The sequence below is a fragment of the Eubacterium sp. genome (assembly GCF_057858645.1).
On sequence record NZ_DBLZZO010000001.1, the window covers coordinates 1 to 17692 of the forward strand.

The 17692-nt window shown below is 34.9% G+C and carries 12 protein-coding genes; 9 read left to right on the forward strand and 3 right to left on the reverse strand.

Annotation, left to right across the window (positions count from 1 at the left end):
• The first annotated feature begins 663 nt into the window (after positions 1 to 663).
• On the forward strand, positions 664 to 2157 hold the full coding sequence (locus ACZM4J_RS00005; protein ID WP_022164541.1) for a fibronectin type III domain-containing protein: 1494 nt from the start codon (positions 664 to 666) through the stop codon (positions 2155 to 2157).
• Positions 2158 to 2251: 94 nt separating this feature from the next.
• Here the strand turns inward: ACZM4J_RS00005 and ACZM4J_RS00010 are convergent, their stop codons facing one another.
• The 3 genes from ACZM4J_RS00010 to ACZM4J_RS00020 form a co-directional block, all read right to left on the reverse strand.
• Positions 2252 to 3010, reverse strand: a complete 759-nt coding sequence (locus ACZM4J_RS00010) for a J domain-containing protein (RefSeq protein WP_428245036.1) — start codon at positions 3008 to 3010, stop codon at positions 2252 to 2254.
• Positions 3003 to 3938: a DUF5685 family protein gene (locus ACZM4J_RS00015; protein ID WP_022164542.1), complete on the reverse strand. Its 936-nt coding sequence runs from the start codon at positions 3936 to 3938 to the stop codon at positions 3003 to 3005. Before ACZM4J_RS00015 ends, ACZM4J_RS00010 begins: the two co-directional genes overlap by 8 nt.
• Positions 3939 to 4010: 72 nt before the next feature.
• Positions 4011 to 4478, reverse strand: a complete 468-nt coding sequence (locus ACZM4J_RS00020; protein WP_022164543.1) for a hypothetical protein — start codon at positions 4476 to 4478, stop codon at positions 4011 to 4013.
• A 497-nt stretch (positions 4479 to 4975) separates the two neighbouring features.
• Between ACZM4J_RS00020 and ACZM4J_RS00025 the strand changes: the two genes are divergently transcribed.
• The 8 genes from ACZM4J_RS00025 to ACZM4J_RS00060 all read left to right on the forward strand — a co-directional run bounded on the left by ACZM4J_RS00025 (position 4976) and on the right by ACZM4J_RS00060 (position 17678).
• Entirely contained in the window at positions 4976 to 6427 is a 1452-nt protein-coding gene (locus tag ACZM4J_RS00025; RefSeq protein WP_489485391.1) for a sugar transferase, read from the forward strand.
• 326 nt (positions 6428 to 6753) lie between these two features.
• The gene (locus ACZM4J_RS00030; protein ID WP_489485456.1) at positions 6754 to 7992 is read left to right on the forward strand and encodes a nucleotide sugar dehydrogenase; all 1239 of its coding nucleotides are present in this window, start codon (positions 6754 to 6756) and stop codon (positions 7990 to 7992) included.
• A 243-nt stretch (positions 7993 to 8235) separates the two neighbouring features.
• Positions 8236 to 12939 carry a glycosyl hydrolase gene (locus ACZM4J_RS00035; protein WP_489485393.1) on the forward strand — a complete coding sequence of 1568 codons (4704 nt, stop codon included), beginning with the start codon at positions 8236 to 8238 and terminating at the stop codon, positions 12937 to 12939.
• 187 nt (positions 12940 to 13126) lie between these two features.
• Positions 13127 to 13540 (forward strand): hypothetical protein, encoded by a 414-nt coding sequence (locus tag ACZM4J_RS00040; protein WP_489485394.1) that lies wholly within the window; start codon positions 13127 to 13129, stop codon positions 13538 to 13540.
• A 172-nt stretch (positions 13541 to 13712) separates the two neighbouring features.
• Positions 13713 to 14840 (forward strand): UDP-galactopyranose mutase, encoded by a 1128-nt coding sequence (gene glf, locus ACZM4J_RS00045; protein WP_022166155.1) that lies wholly within the window; start codon positions 13713 to 13715, stop codon positions 14838 to 14840.
• 67 nt (positions 14841 to 14907) lie between these two features.
• Positions 14908 to 15990: a glycosyltransferase gene (locus ACZM4J_RS00050; RefSeq protein WP_022166156.1), complete on the forward strand. Its 1083-nt coding sequence runs from the start codon at positions 14908 to 14910 to the stop codon at positions 15988 to 15990.
• 1 nt (position 15991) lies between these two features.
• Positions 15992 to 17125, forward strand: coding sequence for a glycosyltransferase (locus ACZM4J_RS00055; protein WP_428245028.1), 1134 nt, complete (start codon positions 15992 to 15994; stop codon positions 17123 to 17125).
• A gap of 100 nt (positions 17126 to 17225) precedes the next feature.
• Positions 17226 to 17678, forward strand: a complete 453-nt coding sequence (locus ACZM4J_RS00060) for an acyltransferase (protein WP_022166158.1) — start codon at positions 17226 to 17228, stop codon at positions 17676 to 17678.
• Positions 17679 to 17692: the final 14 nt, after the last annotated feature.

The window sequence follows — 17692 nt, forward strand, 5'->3', positions numbered from 1 at the left end:
GCCAGTAACCCCACCCCTTTGTTGTAGAAAACATCGAAAGGGGTGTAAAAACCGGCAGGTTGCGAAAAAGCAAGAATAAAAAAAGCCGGTAAACCCACCCCCTTTGTTGTAGAAAACAGAGAAAGGGGTGTAAAAACCAGAAAGCTCTCCTAAAACAAAAAACAGTGAATAGACAATGGAAAACAGTACATAAAAATTAGGAATTAAAGCATGAATAATAGAAAAAAACATACAAAATAACAAAATAACATAGAAAAACTACATAAAAACAAAAAACATTTAAAAGAACTAAAAGTATTTTTAACAGAAAAACGTTCCGCTAGGGATTAACCTTGGTGAGATAAGAAAGTAGTTGCATGGCAACACCTGATTGGTGAGTAGAATGTCGTAAGCGACATCGTTGTTCTTAAGCAAAAATAAAAGAATGAGACAAATGTAAACTAAAAAAGTTGGAAAAAATAATATAGCATATACATAAAATACAACAATGATCTTTAGAAATTTATTGTAAGACAAAATCATGTTGTAGGCACAATCCAATTGCAAGCTAGGACTTTATCATAAGGCAGGATTTTCATAAGGCAGGATTTTCATAAGGCAGGATTTTCATAAGACAGGATTTTGTCTGAAGTAAGATTTGTGTGAGCAGAAAGGAGAATGTATATGAAAAGTAAAATTTTAAGTTTTTTTATGACAGTAGCATTAATTATTACGATAATGCCACAAATGGTTTTGGGAGCAAATGGCCCATGCAGTGATGAATATCCACCGGCGTATGTTGGACTATTTTCAGAAAGTGCTTCAAAATATATTTTTTCTAATTTTTCACAGGATAAAGTAGAAAAAGTAAACGGAGTAACTTATGATAAAAAAACAAATACTTTAACATTAAACAACGTTAAAATGCAGGCATATAATCTTGTTACAAACGTTATGGGCGATGATTTTAAAGTTGTGGTTAAAGGTGAAAATCAGTTAAGAGCCATTTTAATTTGGGGTGATGGATATGGTGGAAATTTAACAGTTTCAGGAAATGGCAAATTAATCATAAACAAAAACAAAAAGCAGAAGTCAGCTATTTCTATGTATGCTGAGGGTACAAAAGGTTTACTTACAATTGAAAAGAGCGTAAATCTTGAAGCGTATTCGCAAAAAGGAGCTCCGGTAATTGAAACCGTATCAGCTTCAAATGGTGAACCGGCAAAAGCCATAGCCATAAAGGGAAAAACATCTGCCAAGGTTAATGTTAAACAGGTAAAAGAAAAGTACCAGATTCCTGTATCAGTTAAAGCCTATAGAACAGAAGACAGATATCAACTTGCTAAATTTGAAAAAGATGACAGGTACTATGGTGGAAATGCCAAGTATGACAACATGGGCGAAGAAACAGGCGAATATCAAATGTATGAAATGCTTCAGGATGAAAGCATAGAAGAGGGAAATATTGTATGGGTTGCAAAACCTATAGAAACACAAAGTAGCATAAAACCTGAAAAAAATGGATATACGAGAGTGGTTGAAAACGGTCAGAATGCAAAATTTAATGAGGTCATAATAATGGATACATTTAGAGAAACTTATTTATCAATGTATCATAGCACAGCTGACGGAAAGGATTATGGGGTATACACCGTAACATATATTAATGATGAGAATCCCGCCGGAATCCCAAAATATACTATTTATACAGTGAAAGATGACAGTATATTAGGCAAGGTTGCAACTCCGGTGGAGGGTAAGGTACAATTGTTGAAACTTCCAGAGGATTTTGAACAAAAAATAGAAGGGGAATATTATTCATATAATTATAGTGTAGGTTTGGAAAAACTCGCTATTACAGGAGATACTCAAACAGCACCTACAGTAAAGAAAATTGGAACAGCTAAAATCAAAAAAGCAAAAAACAATAAAAAGAAAGCTGTAAGTGTTACTTGGGGCAAGGTAAATAATGCCAGGAAATATCAGTTACAGTATTCTTTAAACAAAAAATTTGCAAACAATAAAAAGTACAAAACGAAAACAATTACCACTGCAAAGACTAAAGCTAACATAAGCAAGCTAAAAAAGAAAAAGATTTATTATTTTAGAGTAAGAGGTGTTAATGGAAAAAATGTTGGTAAATGGTCAGCAGTTAAAAGGGTAAAAGTGAATAAGTAGAAGAGATAAGCGATAAAATTAACAGATAATAAAAACCTCAAATATAAAGTGTAAAAACTTATATTTGAGGTTTATTAATTCTCTCTTTATATAATTAACATCTGCAACAAAGACTCATAATGCAAAGTGTTGTACATGGGTCGCTACAAATTGTAGCACCTGTGCCACCGAATTCCTGTTGTCTGCCTGCGTACCAGTCGCCACCACTTTCAAGAGTTTGTACAAGGCGCTGATATGTACTGTTTCCCGGTTCCATCTGAACTGCAGTTTTTGCAAAATCAAGGGCAAGGACATTATTTCCAACACCGTTGTTTGCAACAGCGCTTAGGAAGTACCAGTATGCTGAACGGTCTTCAATTGAACCAAGTACATTGAGCGCTTCCTGAAAATGACCAGTGTTAATGTAGTTTGATGCGGCAGTGTAATGTGGGTCCTGATTAGACGCATTAGCACCTCCGTAGCCATTGCCACCATTTGAACTGTAGCCACCAAAGAAACTTCCGAAAGGTCCAAAACCACCAAAAGGATCGTCATAGGCACCCCCCTGACCATAACTTCCATAGCCACTTGAACTTCCCTGACCGTAACTTCCGTAACCGCCAGAACCGTAACCCTGACCATAGCCGCCGGCACTTTGTCCGTAACCACTGCCGGAAGAACCGTACTTACGCTCGTTCATAATCTGGTCGTATGCCTGCTGAACTAACTTAAACATCTCTTCCGCCTTATCCTTATTAGGATTATTAATATTAGCATCAGGATGATATTTTCTACTTTTTTCTCTATATGCTTTTTTTACTTCATCGTCTGTGGCACTTCTGTCAATGCCAAGAACATTATATGGATCACTCATAATACTTTGTCCAAACTCCCGCGTATAATATATTTCTTAAAATATTAGCATTATCTAATATTGGTAAAAATTCAAATTCTTTCGAACAAGCTGCCATCATCATGGTCAGCATCTGCTTTATTCTATCATCAAAATCCTCATCCTTGCAAATATTTTTAAAAGGATTGTAACTGCCTTTTTTCAAATCTTTTTCCAAATCCTTGTAAGCATCCAGTATGTAAATAAACTTTCCAAGGAAAAATCCCATTCGGCTAAGAATAGGAGCCCATTGGTCATCTTTCGGCGTAAACAAAACGCTCATGATTTTCCCGAAAGAACCTGCAACTAAGTCAATATTAGTTTCCCCAGTTTCCTCATACTGCTGAAGCTCATCTAAATACCGGGAAATCAACTCAACTTTTTCCTTATATAGAATTGATTCGGATTTATCACAAAAATCAGATTCAATCTGGGTATCAAATTCAGTCCCGGAAACACTCTCCCTACCGAAATTTGACGCAGTGCTAGAAACACTTCCGATTCTTGAGTCAGCCCTTGAATTTTTCTTGGAAAATGATTTGCATTTTCTCTTTAGAATAGAAGAAAAAGCTAACTTAATAATATTTTTGTCATCATGCCAATCATCTCTTGCTTTAAAATAAGCAAGAACCACATTCATATCTGCTACATAGTCAGTGTAAGAACTGCTAATCATCAGGTGTTTCCCCTGTGGATGAGAAATACAACGATGGTGTTCTTCTGTAACAGGGGCTTCGTACAGGCTGGTAAGAAGTAACGACAGAAATGTCATGTCATAAGTTAAAGTCACCTGACCTGTAATGCCGTAACGCTCCTTTAAACAATGACAAAGACCACAATAGTAGCCTTTGTAAACATCGAACTCTTTAAATTTCAATTCAGGTTTGTTAATAACAACGTATCCGAACATAAAACTCCTTTGGAAAACTTCCCAATAATCAAATGTAAAACTCTGCCCATTGGCGTGCAAATGGAAAGCTCCCTAGCTTCTTCTAATAAATTTGGTGCTGCACTTTGGACAGCGAATTTCAATTTTGCCATGTCCTCTTGGTATTCTGATTTTCTGAGAACAAGTAGGACATTTAAAATATTTGTAGTTTTTTCTATCCTGTGTGTTAGCACGACTTCCAGTGTAGCCTCCGCCATAATTGTTTTGATAATTACCGTAGTTGTTTTTATATCCACCATTGTAACCATTGCCGTTACGCTTAAATTTGCCAATGAACTTTAAATACTTCTCGTTTTCTGCCGCTCTCTTGTAAATGTTTTTGGAAAACATTCTATAGTAAGTAAGAATAATTAAAACCAAAATAAGAAGGCTCATAAAACTGCCTTTGATGAATAATGACAATACGCATAAAATAAAAATAACTACTAACATAAATCTAGAAAGTTGATCAACTCCATATCTCCCGTACATAAAATTTGTGAATTTGTCTCGCCAATTCATACCAAAATCTCCAATCTAAATTTAAATTATCAAATTGTAAAAATAAAAAATAAATTCGTTAGGTCCTAATTAAAAGTGCAAAACCTATAATTAAAAACACAAACTGAATTTAATATTCTATAAACTAATATTAATATTATCCCTCTTTTTTCATAAAGGCAAGGTGAGAGCGGGACATTTAACATTTAAGTCACAAAAGTTTACAAATAGGTAAAAAATAAGAATTTTACAAAAGAAAATAAACAGGGATTACAAAAAACTCAATAAAAAAAATAAATATAAAAAGTAATATAACATTATCTCATTTACACAATATTTGTATTAGTGTAAAATAAAGGAGATTAGATGAAACGGAATATAATGATAATTAATAGAAAATCATAATGTAATAAAAACATACAAATTGTGAATTAAGATTTTCGGGGGAACTAAATCAATTTATAAAAGAAAAACAGACAGATAAAATTTGTAAGTGCAGGAATACATAGGAGAAGAAAATGTACAGAAAATATAGACAAGGTTGGATGAAGCACTTGGATTTTATGATAATAGATATGTTGTGTTTGCAGGTGGCATTTATTTTGTCATACATAATAAGACATGGGTTTCAAAATCCGTATTTGGATATGGATTATCGCAATTTGGCAATATTTATTGAAGTGGCAGATATAGCTATTATATATATATTTGAGACTTTTCAAGACGTTCTAAAACGTGGCTATTATCAGGAATTTGCAGTAACACTAAAACATTCAATATTAATAATGCTAGTTGCAGTGTTGTTTATTTTTAGCTTGAAAGAAAGCACACAGTTTTCACGAATAGTTATTTTTATGACAACGCCGTTGTACGCATTTATTTCATATGTGCAAAGAATTATATGGAAACAGATATTAAAAAAATACAGTTTGGATATAAATAACAGAACACTTTTAATTATAACGAATAATGGTATTGCAGAAGATGTTGTGACTAAAATGAAGAAGAATAATTATGCAGGTTATAACATTAACGGTGTGGCAATAATTGATGAAAAAAGAGAGGGCGATGTAATTTCAGGAATCCCGGTTGTGGCAGATTATGATGATGTACTAAAGTACGTTTGCAGAGAGTGGGTAGATGAGGTTTTTGTAAAAATAGATATACCTGAAATACAAGCTCATGATTTTTTGGAAAAGTTAGTAGAAACAGGTGTTGTGGTACACTTAGGGATAGCACAGAAATTCGAAACCATTGGAAGTAAGCAAATTTTTGAAAGAATGGGCGACTATGCTGTTATGACAACTACTATAAATTATGTAACAGCAAAACAAGCATTTCTTAAGAGAATGTTGGATATAGTTGGTGGGTTAGTCGGAACTTTTTTTACGGGAGTATTATTTGTTTTTATAGCTCCGGCTATTTTTATCAGTTCACCGGGCCCAATATTTTTCAAGCAGGAAAGAATCGGAAAAAATGGAAAAAGATTTAAGATGTACAAATTTAGAAGTATGTACAGAGATGCGGAAGAACGAAAGAAAGAACTTATGGAAAAGAACCGTATAAAAGACGGTATGATGTTTAAATTAGATTTTGATGAGAGAATCATTGGCAATAAAATAATGCCTAATGGTGAGAAAAAAACAGGAATTGGAGATTTTATAAGAAGAACAAGTTTAGATGAATTCCCACAGTTTATTAATGTTTTAAAAGGTGACATGTCATTGGTTGGGACAAGACCGCCCACTGTTGATGAGTGGGAAAAATATGAACTTCATCATAGGGCCAGATTGTCAATAAAACCGGGTATTACCGGTATGTGGCAGACAAGCGGTAGAAGTAATATTACGGATTTTGAGGAAGTGGTAAGATTGGATACGGAATACATAAAAAACTGGACACCTGGTTTAGACATAAGAATATTGTTGAAAACTGTTGTTTCTATTGTTAGCAGAAAAGGTTCTATGTAAGTTTTAGACAGAAGAGAATGGTGGAAAACAATTATTTCAGGAGAATACAGGGAGTATTATAGGAAAATGTACGACAATAGGTGTACATGTCATTAAATAATTTCTCTTTATATGATTATGTATTTGTGTTATATTAAGAAGGTTAAAGGGTCTATGCATTTAACTTTGTTAAATTTAAAATATCAAAACGAATTTATAATTTGATTGCAGTGTCAGGAAGTCTGATTACACATAATGAATAATTGGTGTGATTAGGATTTAGTTGTTTGACACCAAAATCATAAGTTAAAAACAAGTGAGGTAGAACAATGAGAGAATTTAAGGATTTGAAGATTGCGGTAGCAGGAACAGGTTATGTTGGATTATCAATTGCTACTTTATTATCACAGCATCATCAGGTAACTGCTGTTGATATTATTCCTGAAAAGGTTGAGCTTATTAATAATAAGAAGTCACCTATACAGGATGATTATATTGAAAAATATTTGGCTGAAAAGGATTTAAACCTTACAGCAACATTAGACGCAAAGGCAACTTACGAAGATGCAGATTTTGTTGTTATTGCAGCACCAACTAACTATGACAGCAAGACACAGCATTTTGATACATCAGCAGTTGAAGCGGTAATTGATTTAGTAATGGAATATAATCCTGAAGCAATCATGATTATTAAATCAACAATTCCTGTAGGATATACAAGGAGTATCAGAGAAAAAACAGGTAGCGAAAATATTATTTTCAGCCCTGAATTTTTAAGAGAAAGCAAGGCTTTGTATGACAATCTATATCCTAGCAGAATTATTGTAGGAACAGATTTTAACAATGATAAGTTAGTAGAAGCTGCTCATACTTTTGCAAAGTTATTACAGGAAGGTGCAATCAAGGAAGATATTGATACATTATTTATGGGATTCACAGAAGCGGAAGCTGTAAAACTTTTTGCAAACACATATTTAGCATTACGTGTTGCTTATTTTAATGAATTAGACACATATGCAGAGTCAAAGGGCTTAAACACACAGGAAATTATTGATGGTGTATGTTTAGATCCAAGAATTGGAACACATTATAATAACCCAAGTTTCGGATATGGCGGTTATTGTTTGCCAAAGGATACAAAGCAGTTATTAGCAAACTATGCTGACGTACCTGAAAACTTAATCGAAGCCATAGTAGAAAGTAACAGAACAAGAAAGAGCTACATTGCAGACAGAGTTCTTCAGATGGCAGGCTACTATGATTACAGCAGTGATTATGATTACGATGATTCAAAAGAAAAGAATGTTGTAATTGGTGTTTATCGTTTAACAATGAAGAGTAATAGTGACAACTTTAGACAGAGCTCAATTCAGGGTGTTATGAAGAGAGTTAAGGCTAAGGGCGCTAAGGTTGTTATTTACGAGCCAACTTTAGAAGATGGTGATACATTCTTTGGAAGCGAAGTTGTAAATGACTTAGATAAGTTCAAGGAAATGAGTCAGGCAATTATTGCAAACAGATACGATAGTTGTTTAGATGATGTTAAGGAAAAAGTTTATACAAGAGATATTTTCCAGAGAGACTAGAATATTTAGTGAGTTGATTTGGAAGCCAAGAATTCAAATATTAATTACAATAAACATAGAAAAGCACAAGGTCGAAAGATTTTGTGCTTTTTTCACTAAAATAAACACTGAAAATAAAATAATTGCACTAACAAATTGTAAAAAAGAGATTTAATATATATATATATATATACAGGTAAAGCCATTAGAGTGTAAAATGGAAGTAATAGGCAAATTAAAATATTAAACAAAAAAGGAGACAAAATGAAGAAAGGACTTTTAAAAAAATCATTGGCGCTATGTTGTTCTATTACAATGTTGGCAACTAGTGTACCAATAACAAACGTATCAGCAGCAGATTTTACAGATGATTCTGTTAATGTGATGGTTGATAGTGGCGGATACAAAACAGAGGTTTTTGGCGTAAGGACAGAAGATTGGGGACAAACTTGGACTGATAGAAAAGATTCGCTTCCACCATCAAAGGTTTATTTAACCGACAATTATAAAGAAACAGTTGGAACAGTGCCAACAAACGATTGGGCAAGCTCAGTTGTTTTTGATCAATATTCAGAGTCGCTTTATGCACATCCACTTGCTTACAGAGCAGCAAGTAACGGAATGCAGATGGCATCACCGGCAGTAGTTGATGGCACTTCCTATGTTGACGGAGAGCCAACAGTAGAAAGCTTGTTAGAAGATGATACAGTGGAACTTGTAGTAGGTGGAGACAGCTTTAGTGCCAAAGATGCAAGCGTTGACAAAACGACAGACTGGAGTTACGAGATTGTAATGGCAAACAATGCAGGCAGCAGTTCCATGAGAGCGATTATTGCCAAGGGAACTCCTTATGCATACTATACTTTTGATAATATGTCACCAACAATTTCACTTGGTGCAGGCGCAACAGATTTAGCTATAGTAAAGAATACAACAGCTTCAAATATTATTGGTGTAAGTCTTAAGAACAAAAAAGACGGTAAGACACATTACTATATGTTAAGCGCACCTTCAGGAACTACATGGACTAATGCAGGTGGAAAACTTACAGCGAAGTTACCAGCAGGCAAAAACTATATGTCTGTGGCAATTCTACCGGATAGAAGCAACGAGGCTTTTTCATTATATGAAAAGTATGCTTTTAATTTTATTACGGATACAAAGGTACAGTGGGAATATCTTAATAATTCAGCCAAGGTTGTAACAAAATATAACGTAACAACTAAGAATATGGAAACAGGAGCCGTAGGTGGAGACACAATTATGGCACTTTATCCACACCAGTGGCGTTATACTGAAGCTGACTTTACAAAATACACATACAACACAATTCGTGGAACAATGAAAACTGTTGTAGGTTCAAGTTATGTAACTCAGATGCAGTACAACGGAATTTTGTCAACACTTCCAACAACAACTGATGAGGAAACAGTTGGCAAAATCAAGGAACAGCTTGGTTATTTATACGACTATAGAAAGAAAAAAGATGATCCAAAGTGGATTTGCTATCTAGAAGGTCAGTATGGTGGCTATGATACATATTGGGTTGGAAAGAATCTTAACACTATGGCAGATGCAATATGGCTTTCAGGTCAGCTTGATAACGATGATGCTGACATGAAGACTATTACTGATGAAATGGTTGATGGAGTAAAAGATTACCTTGAATTTTGGTTTGATCCATATCAGGGATATATTAGCGGAAATTATAAAGACGATTATTTTTACTATGACAAGAATTACGGTACTTTAATTGGGTATCCTTCATCTTATGATTCTGACAAACAGGTAAATGACCACCATTTCCATTACGGATATTGGATTAAAGCAGCTGCAGCAGTTGCCATGGAAAAGCCTGAATGGGCAAAAGAATGGGGTGGCATGGTTTACGAGATGATTGGTGATATTGCCAATGTTCATCGTGATGGTAAGGGCTACAACCAAAACAGTTCTACAAGATATCCATTCCTTAGAAACTTTGACATTTACGAAGGTCATTCATGGGCATCAGGCGTTGCCAATTATGAATATGATGAGAATGGTGAATTAGTAGACAAGAAGGGTGGCCTTGCAGGTGGAAACAATCAGGAGTCTTCGTCTGAATCTGTTAATGCCTGGGCATCATTAATTCTTTGGGGCGAGGCTGTTGGCGATAAAGAAGTTCTAGATGCAGGTATTTATATGTATACAACAGAAGTGGCAGCAATTGAGGACTACTACTATGATGTACATAATGAAATTTTTACAGATAAATATGAAGACAAAGATAATTATAATCTTCAGACAGTTACAAGATTGTTTGGCGGTCGTTATGATCACACAGCTTGGTGGACAGAAAATTCCATTGAAGTAACAACAATTACCATGCTTCCTATTTCAGGGGCAACTCTTTATATGGGAAAATACAAGGATAAAGTAAAAAATGTTGTGGACAGCATAGATGAGAACAGTAAGCAGTGGAAGCATTTTGTGGCAAATAAAAACCAGATTTGTGCAAATTACGGAAAAAAAGACATGCTTATAGATCCTAAAACAAATCAGGATGTAATTGCAGAATATTATGCCTATTATGATCCGGATGGTGCGTTGGCACGTTGGGATCAAAGTGATACTGGAAAGGTTGAAAACGGTGAGTCAAGGGCTCATACATTGTCATATATAACATCACTTCAGAAATATGGAAATCAGGATTTTTCTATTACAGGTAGCGATCCTCTTTCATTGGTTTTAAGCAAGGACGGTAAGAAAACTTACGTTGCAGAGAATCACACAGATCAGGTGAAGAGAGTTTATTTTACAGATGATACATATGTAGATGTTCCGGCTAACTCAAGTTATGTAGGCAAGAAGACAGGTGATGGATCTAATCCAAATATTGATGATAGTGAGTTACTTGGAAACATAACAAAAGTAACAGTAGAAAATTATTTAGAAAATTATGCAGGTAATGGCTACGACATGACTTCAAGTCAGGTTAGTGTAAAAGAAGGAGAAACAAGCTATACATATCAGCCACAGAATATTACAGGTTTTAATTTTGACAGTAGTAACAAAGGTAATGTTCTTACTACAGCTGTAAAGGAAGATAATTCATCAGTGGTGAAAGCTTACTATAAGCGTAACAACTACACTATAAGTTATGTTCTAAACGGTGGTGTATTTACAAATGCACAGCCAGGGGCTGCTGGACAGAATGCATACGGTGGTAATCCAACTAACTACCGATATGGTAGTAGCATTAAGTTAGTAAATCCTACAAAAGCAGGTTATAAATTCGAAGGTTGGTTTGCTGATTCTAATTATGAGAATGAAATTACGGAAATCACACCAACAACCGCAGGCAATTTGACGTTATATGCCAAGTTTGTTGATGAGTCCATAATTACAGATTTTACAGTTGAATACTATAAACAGAGTGAAGACCGAAGTGAGTATAATCTTGTGAAAGAAGATACTGTTAAAGTGACAAGTATTGTTGGTAAGGAAGTATCTGCAGTTGAGAAATCATATGACGGATACAAACTTAATGAAAATTCAATTACAACAGGTGCTGTTTTACCTAACGGAAAATTGATTCTGCGATTATATTATGACATTGACCAGAAAACTTCTACAAATACAGACAGAGGAGCATACATAGGAAGTGATGGTAAACTTAATTTTGTTGTAAAAGACAATGCAGGTAGAGTGTTACTTTACTACAAGGTTGTTAGCAAACAGGCAGAGGCACAGGCGTTTTACAACGAAGCTGTTGCAAGTAATGGCGGCAATTGCCCGGGATATTTTATGGAAAAATCAGGCGATGAGTTTAAGAAAGTTGCTAATGAAACTGTAAGTGGAAGCGATTATGTTATCTATAGATTTAACATTGATGACAAAGAATTTACTGATTGGAATTTGGCACAAATATCAGATTTGGGAAATGCCGGAACAAATAATAAAAAAGCAAATTACAGCGTGAAGTATTTTGTTCAGGATAAAGACCAAAATGAATATACTGAAAATAAAAACATGGCGGTAACTGTTGAAGGCACTGTGGGAGAAGCTGTTGTTGCTACAAAGAAAAATGTTGTAGAAAATAATAACGTTCAGGAAAACAACGGACAGGGCTTTACAGTAAATGTTAAAAAGAGTAGCCTTTTCGGTGTGGTAAAAGAAGATGGCAGCTTAGAATTAAAGGTGTATTATGATAGAAACACTTATGCTATTGACTATAATGGTTTAGGTAATGCTACACATAGCAACCCATCAACATATGTTTATGGAAATGCAGTTAAACTTACAAACCCGGTAGGCGGTGAAGAATTCCAGGGCTGGTATTTAGATGATAGTTACACACAACAAATTTCAGAAATAGCCGATGGTACTTTGGGAAATATTGTACTTTATGCAAAGTTTAAAAATTCACAGCCGGCGACAACAAAACCGGCAGAAACACCAAAGCCAACAACAAAGCCTGGTGAGACAACAAATAAGTCAGATGATGTTACAACAAAACCAAGTGGAACAACAGAAATTCCGGCAACAAGTAACCCTGCCACAACAGGAAATGGTGAAACAACAAAGCCGGGTACTACAACAGGAACAGGCGAAGTAACAACAGCTCCAGGAAAAACAACAAAATCTGGTACATCTGTTACAACAAAAATAAAACGACCTGCCAAGGTTAAGAAACTTAAACTAAAGAAGAAAATCTCTAAAAAGAGCAATGGCAAATTCAAGAGAAAAATTAGCATTAAGTGGAAAAAACTAAAAGGCGTAACAGGTTATCAAATTGCAATTAGAATTGGCAAGAAAGGCAAATTCAAAGTTGTAAAGAAAATCAAGAAAAACAAACGCAAATACATAAAGTCAAAGATTAAACCGGGAAAGACTTATTATGTAAAAGTAAGAGCTTATAGGAAAGTTGGCAAGAAAGTAGTTTATGGAAAATACTCGAAGGCTAAAAAGTGTAAGTTTAAGAAATAGTTTGAATAATGGAAGACAATTGTTATTTATTAGCACACACTGTGCCACCTGACAAATTAACGAAAGCACGCTCTCGCCGCCAAACGCTCGTAGCGGTTCTATAAAGTCGACTACGCTGCCTTTATGAACCGACGGCGTTAGAGCACTTTCTTTTAACTTTGTCAGTTGTCACAGTGAAGAGGAAGCAGTGAAAATGGCTGTGGACGAATGCATAAATGAAGATGTGTTGCGAGAATTTCTGCTGGAAAATAAGGCGGAGGTGGTAAAAATGTTCTTGACAGAGTATAACGAAAAGCAGACATTGGAAAACACATATAATGATGGTGTTGAAGTTGGAAAAGAGATTGGTAAAGAAAAGGGGATAGAAATTGGCAAAGCTAAGGGCATAGAGCTGGGCAAAGTGCAGGGAATTGAATTTGGAGAACGCAGAAAACTTATTGAAATGGTATATAAGAAAATAAAAAGAGGAAAAACTGTAGAAGAAATAGCAGACGATTTGGAAGAAAATATAGAAGTTGTTAAGCAGATTTATGGTGATATTAATGCCGTCGGCATAAACAAGAACTTGGAAGTAATCATAGAACAATTAACAATGAAATAGAGAATAGAAAAAAGTCCTGTAAGTGTTTTGAAAAATTAGAACACTTGCAGGTTTTTTCTTTCCTACAAAAGACCTTTTAATGTTCCTATATACGTGTTAAAATTATAATAATATGGGCTGTTATTCCATATAAGAAATAATAACTTAAAAATTAGAAAAGTGAGATTAAAATATGTACGATTTTTTAGTAGTAGGTGCAGGACTTTTTGGAAGTATTTTTGCACATGAAGCAAGCAAAGCAGGAAAGAAAGTTTTAGTTATTGATAAAAGACCTAACATAGCAGGTAATATATACACAGAAAACATTGATGGAATTAATGTTCATAAATATGGAGCACATATATTCCATACAAATAATAAGAAGGTGTGGGATTATATACAGCAGTTCGCAGAATTTAACAGATACACAAACTCGCCGGTAGCAAGGTACAAGGACGAATTATACAACCTGCCTTTTAATATGAATACATTTAATAAAATGTGGGGGGTTTTTACACCTGAAGAAGCAAAAGCAAAGATTCAGCAGCAGGTGCAGGAAGCGGGAATTACTGAACCAAAGAATTTGGAAGAACAGGCGATTTCAATGGTAGGTAAGGATATTTACGAGAAACTTATCAAAGGTTACACAGGTAAGCAGTGGGGCAGACCTTGCGACCAGTTACCAAGCTTCATTATTAAACGTTTGCCTGTAAGATTTACTTATGACAACAATTATTTTAATGATAAATATCAGGGAATTCCTGTAGGCGGTTATACACAGATTATTGAGAAAATGTTAGATGGCATTGAAGTGAGACTTAACGAGGATTTCTTTGACAAAAAAGAAGAGTACAAAAACATTGCAAATAAGATTGTGTTTACGGGAATGATTGATGAGTATTTTGATTACTGCTACGGAGAATTAGAGTACCGTTCATTAAGATTTGAAACAGAGGAACTTGAACAGGAAAATTATCAGGGCAATGCAGTAGTTAATTACACAGAGTACGAAATTCCATACACAAGAATTATCGAACACAAGCATTTTGAATTTGCATGTCAGGGTGGAAATGAAGGTAGCATACCTAAAACAATCATTACAAAAGAATATCCGGCAACTTGGAAGAAAGGCGACGAACCTTACTATCCAATGAATGACGAGAAAAATAACAAGTTATATGCACAGTACAAAGAGTTAGCTGAAAAAGAGTCAAATGTAATTTTTGGTGGCCGACTTGGAATGTACAAGTATTTTGACATGCACAATGTAGTGGAAGAAGCACTTAATTGTGTGAAAGAAAATATGTGTGCGAAAAACTGAGTCCAGAATACTAAGTATTCATAAGGAAAATTGAAAGGAAAATCTAGTATAGCATACGGAGAAGATTATGGCAAAAGAAAAAAAGAAAGTGCTGCATATGGTAGAAGCAATGGGAGGCGGAGTCTTTACATTTATAGTAGAACTTGCAAACGGGTTGTGTAATGATTTTGATATTACCATTGCTTTTGGAATGCGTGAAGAAACACCAAAGAATTATGCAGATTTTTTTGACAATAGAATACAGCTTGTGGAAGTAAAGAATTTTACAAGAAGTCTTAATCCAATGAAAGATTTGAAGGCGTATCTTGAATTAAGAAAAATCGTAAAAGATGTTCAACCGGATATAATTCATACTCATTCTTCAAAAGCTGGAGCTATAGGTAGATTTATGTTCTCAGGAAAATGCGAAAAAGTTTTATATACACCTCATGGATATAGCTTTTTAATGGAAGGCGTCTCAAAAAATAAAAAAAAATTATACAAGTTAATAGAAAAAATATGTGGTGCAAAGTCAAATTGCATTACCATTGCCTGCGGTGAAAGTGAATGGAAGCAGGGACTTACAGTTTGTAAAGAATCAACATACATTAGTAATGGCATCAATATGTCGAAAATGGACAGAATACTTGAAACTTTGCCATTGATAGGGAAAAATCATCAATACACAGTTTATACCTTGGGAAGAGTTACATACCAAAAAAATCCGGAAATGTTTAATGAAATTGCTAAAAGGCTTCCGGATATTAGATTCGTGTGGATTGGTGCAGGTGAATTAGAAGATAAACTGACGGCACCTAACATTTTTGTTACAGGCTGGGCAGATGGCGACTGTAGATATGATGTGGCAAATGCCGGAGATGTTTTTCTGCTACCGTCAAGATGGGAAGGCTTGCCAATAGCTTTGCTGGAGGCAATGTACATGGAGAAACCATGTGTGGTTTCAAATGTTACAGGTAACTGCGATGTGATAAAAAACAAGGTAAACGGTTATATGTGTAATACGGTGGATGAGTTTGTGAACGCTATTGAAGCGTGTAGGAATTATGCTCAGGACAATATTATAAAAGAAGCCAAAAAAAATATAAAAGAGAGTTTTAACACAGATATTTTGTGCAAAAAATATAAACAGGTTTATAATGGGGGATATTAAAATGAGGAAAGTAAAAGTATTGGTTCTGATTACAGCCATGGACAGAGGCGGCGCAGAAACAATGGTAATGAATTATTTGCGAAATATAGATAGAGAAAAAGTTCAAATGGACTTTTTAGTGATTAGAAAATATAAGTCAGATTATGAGGACGAGATTAAACAAATGGGAAGCAATGTATACCATTTAAATCCAATTTTTCTAAAGAATATAGGCAGATTCAAAAGAGAATTCAGAAAATTTCTGACGGAACATAGGGAGTATACGATTATACATTCACATTTAGAAGAGAGAAGCTATTTCCCAATGAAAATAGCAAAAAAAATGGGTGTTCCAGTGAGAATCGTTCACGCTCATTCAATACCAAATGACAAGGGACCAAAGCAGTGGGCGAGACTCTATATGCGAAATAGATTGAAGGGGCTGTACACTCATGGCTTTGCCTGTTCAGAAAAAACTGCTAAGTGGCTATTTGGCAACAATATGAAAAATATAACTATTATGAACAATGCAATTGATACTGAAAAGTTCAAGGCAAATGAGAAGACAGGTAAGAAGTTGAGACAGCAGCTAAAAATAGATGAAAAAACACTGGTAGTTGGTCACATAGGCAGATTTGTTAAACAAAAGAATCAACAATTTTTAATAGATATATTCAAAAATGTTAATAACCAAAGACCAAACAGCAAACTTTTGTTAATAGGTGGCGGAAAACCAAAAGCGGAGCAAAAGTATAAAAACGAAGTAATGAAAAAAATCAAGGAACAGGGCTTGGAAAATAAGGTTAAGTTTCTTGGAGTTAGAGATAACATAGAAGAACTTTTGCAGGTGATGGATGTTTTAGTGATGCCGTCAACAAGCGAAGGCTTTCCGGTGACTTTGGTGGAAGCACAGGCAGCAGGTGTCAGATGTATTGCCTCAGACAGAATAGACTACAAGGTAAACATTACCGATGAAATTCAGTATGAAGCTTTAGAAAGTGATGCTGTAGACTGGGCTAATCGAATAATTTCATTTACAAACACTGAACTTGATGCTGAGGAAATGAACAGAAAAGTAAAGATAGCCGGGTTTGATGTAAAAGAAAAGGCTAGAGATTTAGAAGAGTTCTATATTGGTGTTTCGAAAAGTATTTAAAAACTATTTATCAATAGCAAGAAAATATTTAAACTAAACCTGTGAAAATAAAAGTTATAGATAGGACACAGAATTTACAATGCATGAAGATGGAGGAACCATGAAGCTTATAAAAATGTGGTGCCATTTTAAGGCGAAGATAAAGAAGATAACATACAAATTAATATATGGCAAAAAACTAAAAATCGGAAAAGGAACTACATGGCGCAATGAGTTTCACGTAGCAATCGAGAATGGTGGCACTGTGGAAATAGGGGAAAACTGCTTTTTTAACAATGGTTGCTCATTAAATGCATTAGAGTTCATAAAAATAGGGGATGGAACCATCTTTGGTTCAAACAGTCACGTGTATGACCACAATCATGTGGTGAAAGACGTGGGACAGTCCATAAAAAGTCAGGGTTATACCTGCAAGGAGACTGTTATCGGAAAGCATTGCTGGATTGGAACTAACGTGGTGATAACCAAAGGCGTACATATTGGTGACAACTGCACAATAGGCGCAGGAGTTGTGGTGAGAGAAGATGTTGAGAGCGGAAGTGTAGTGAAGTAGTTGCATAAGAGGAG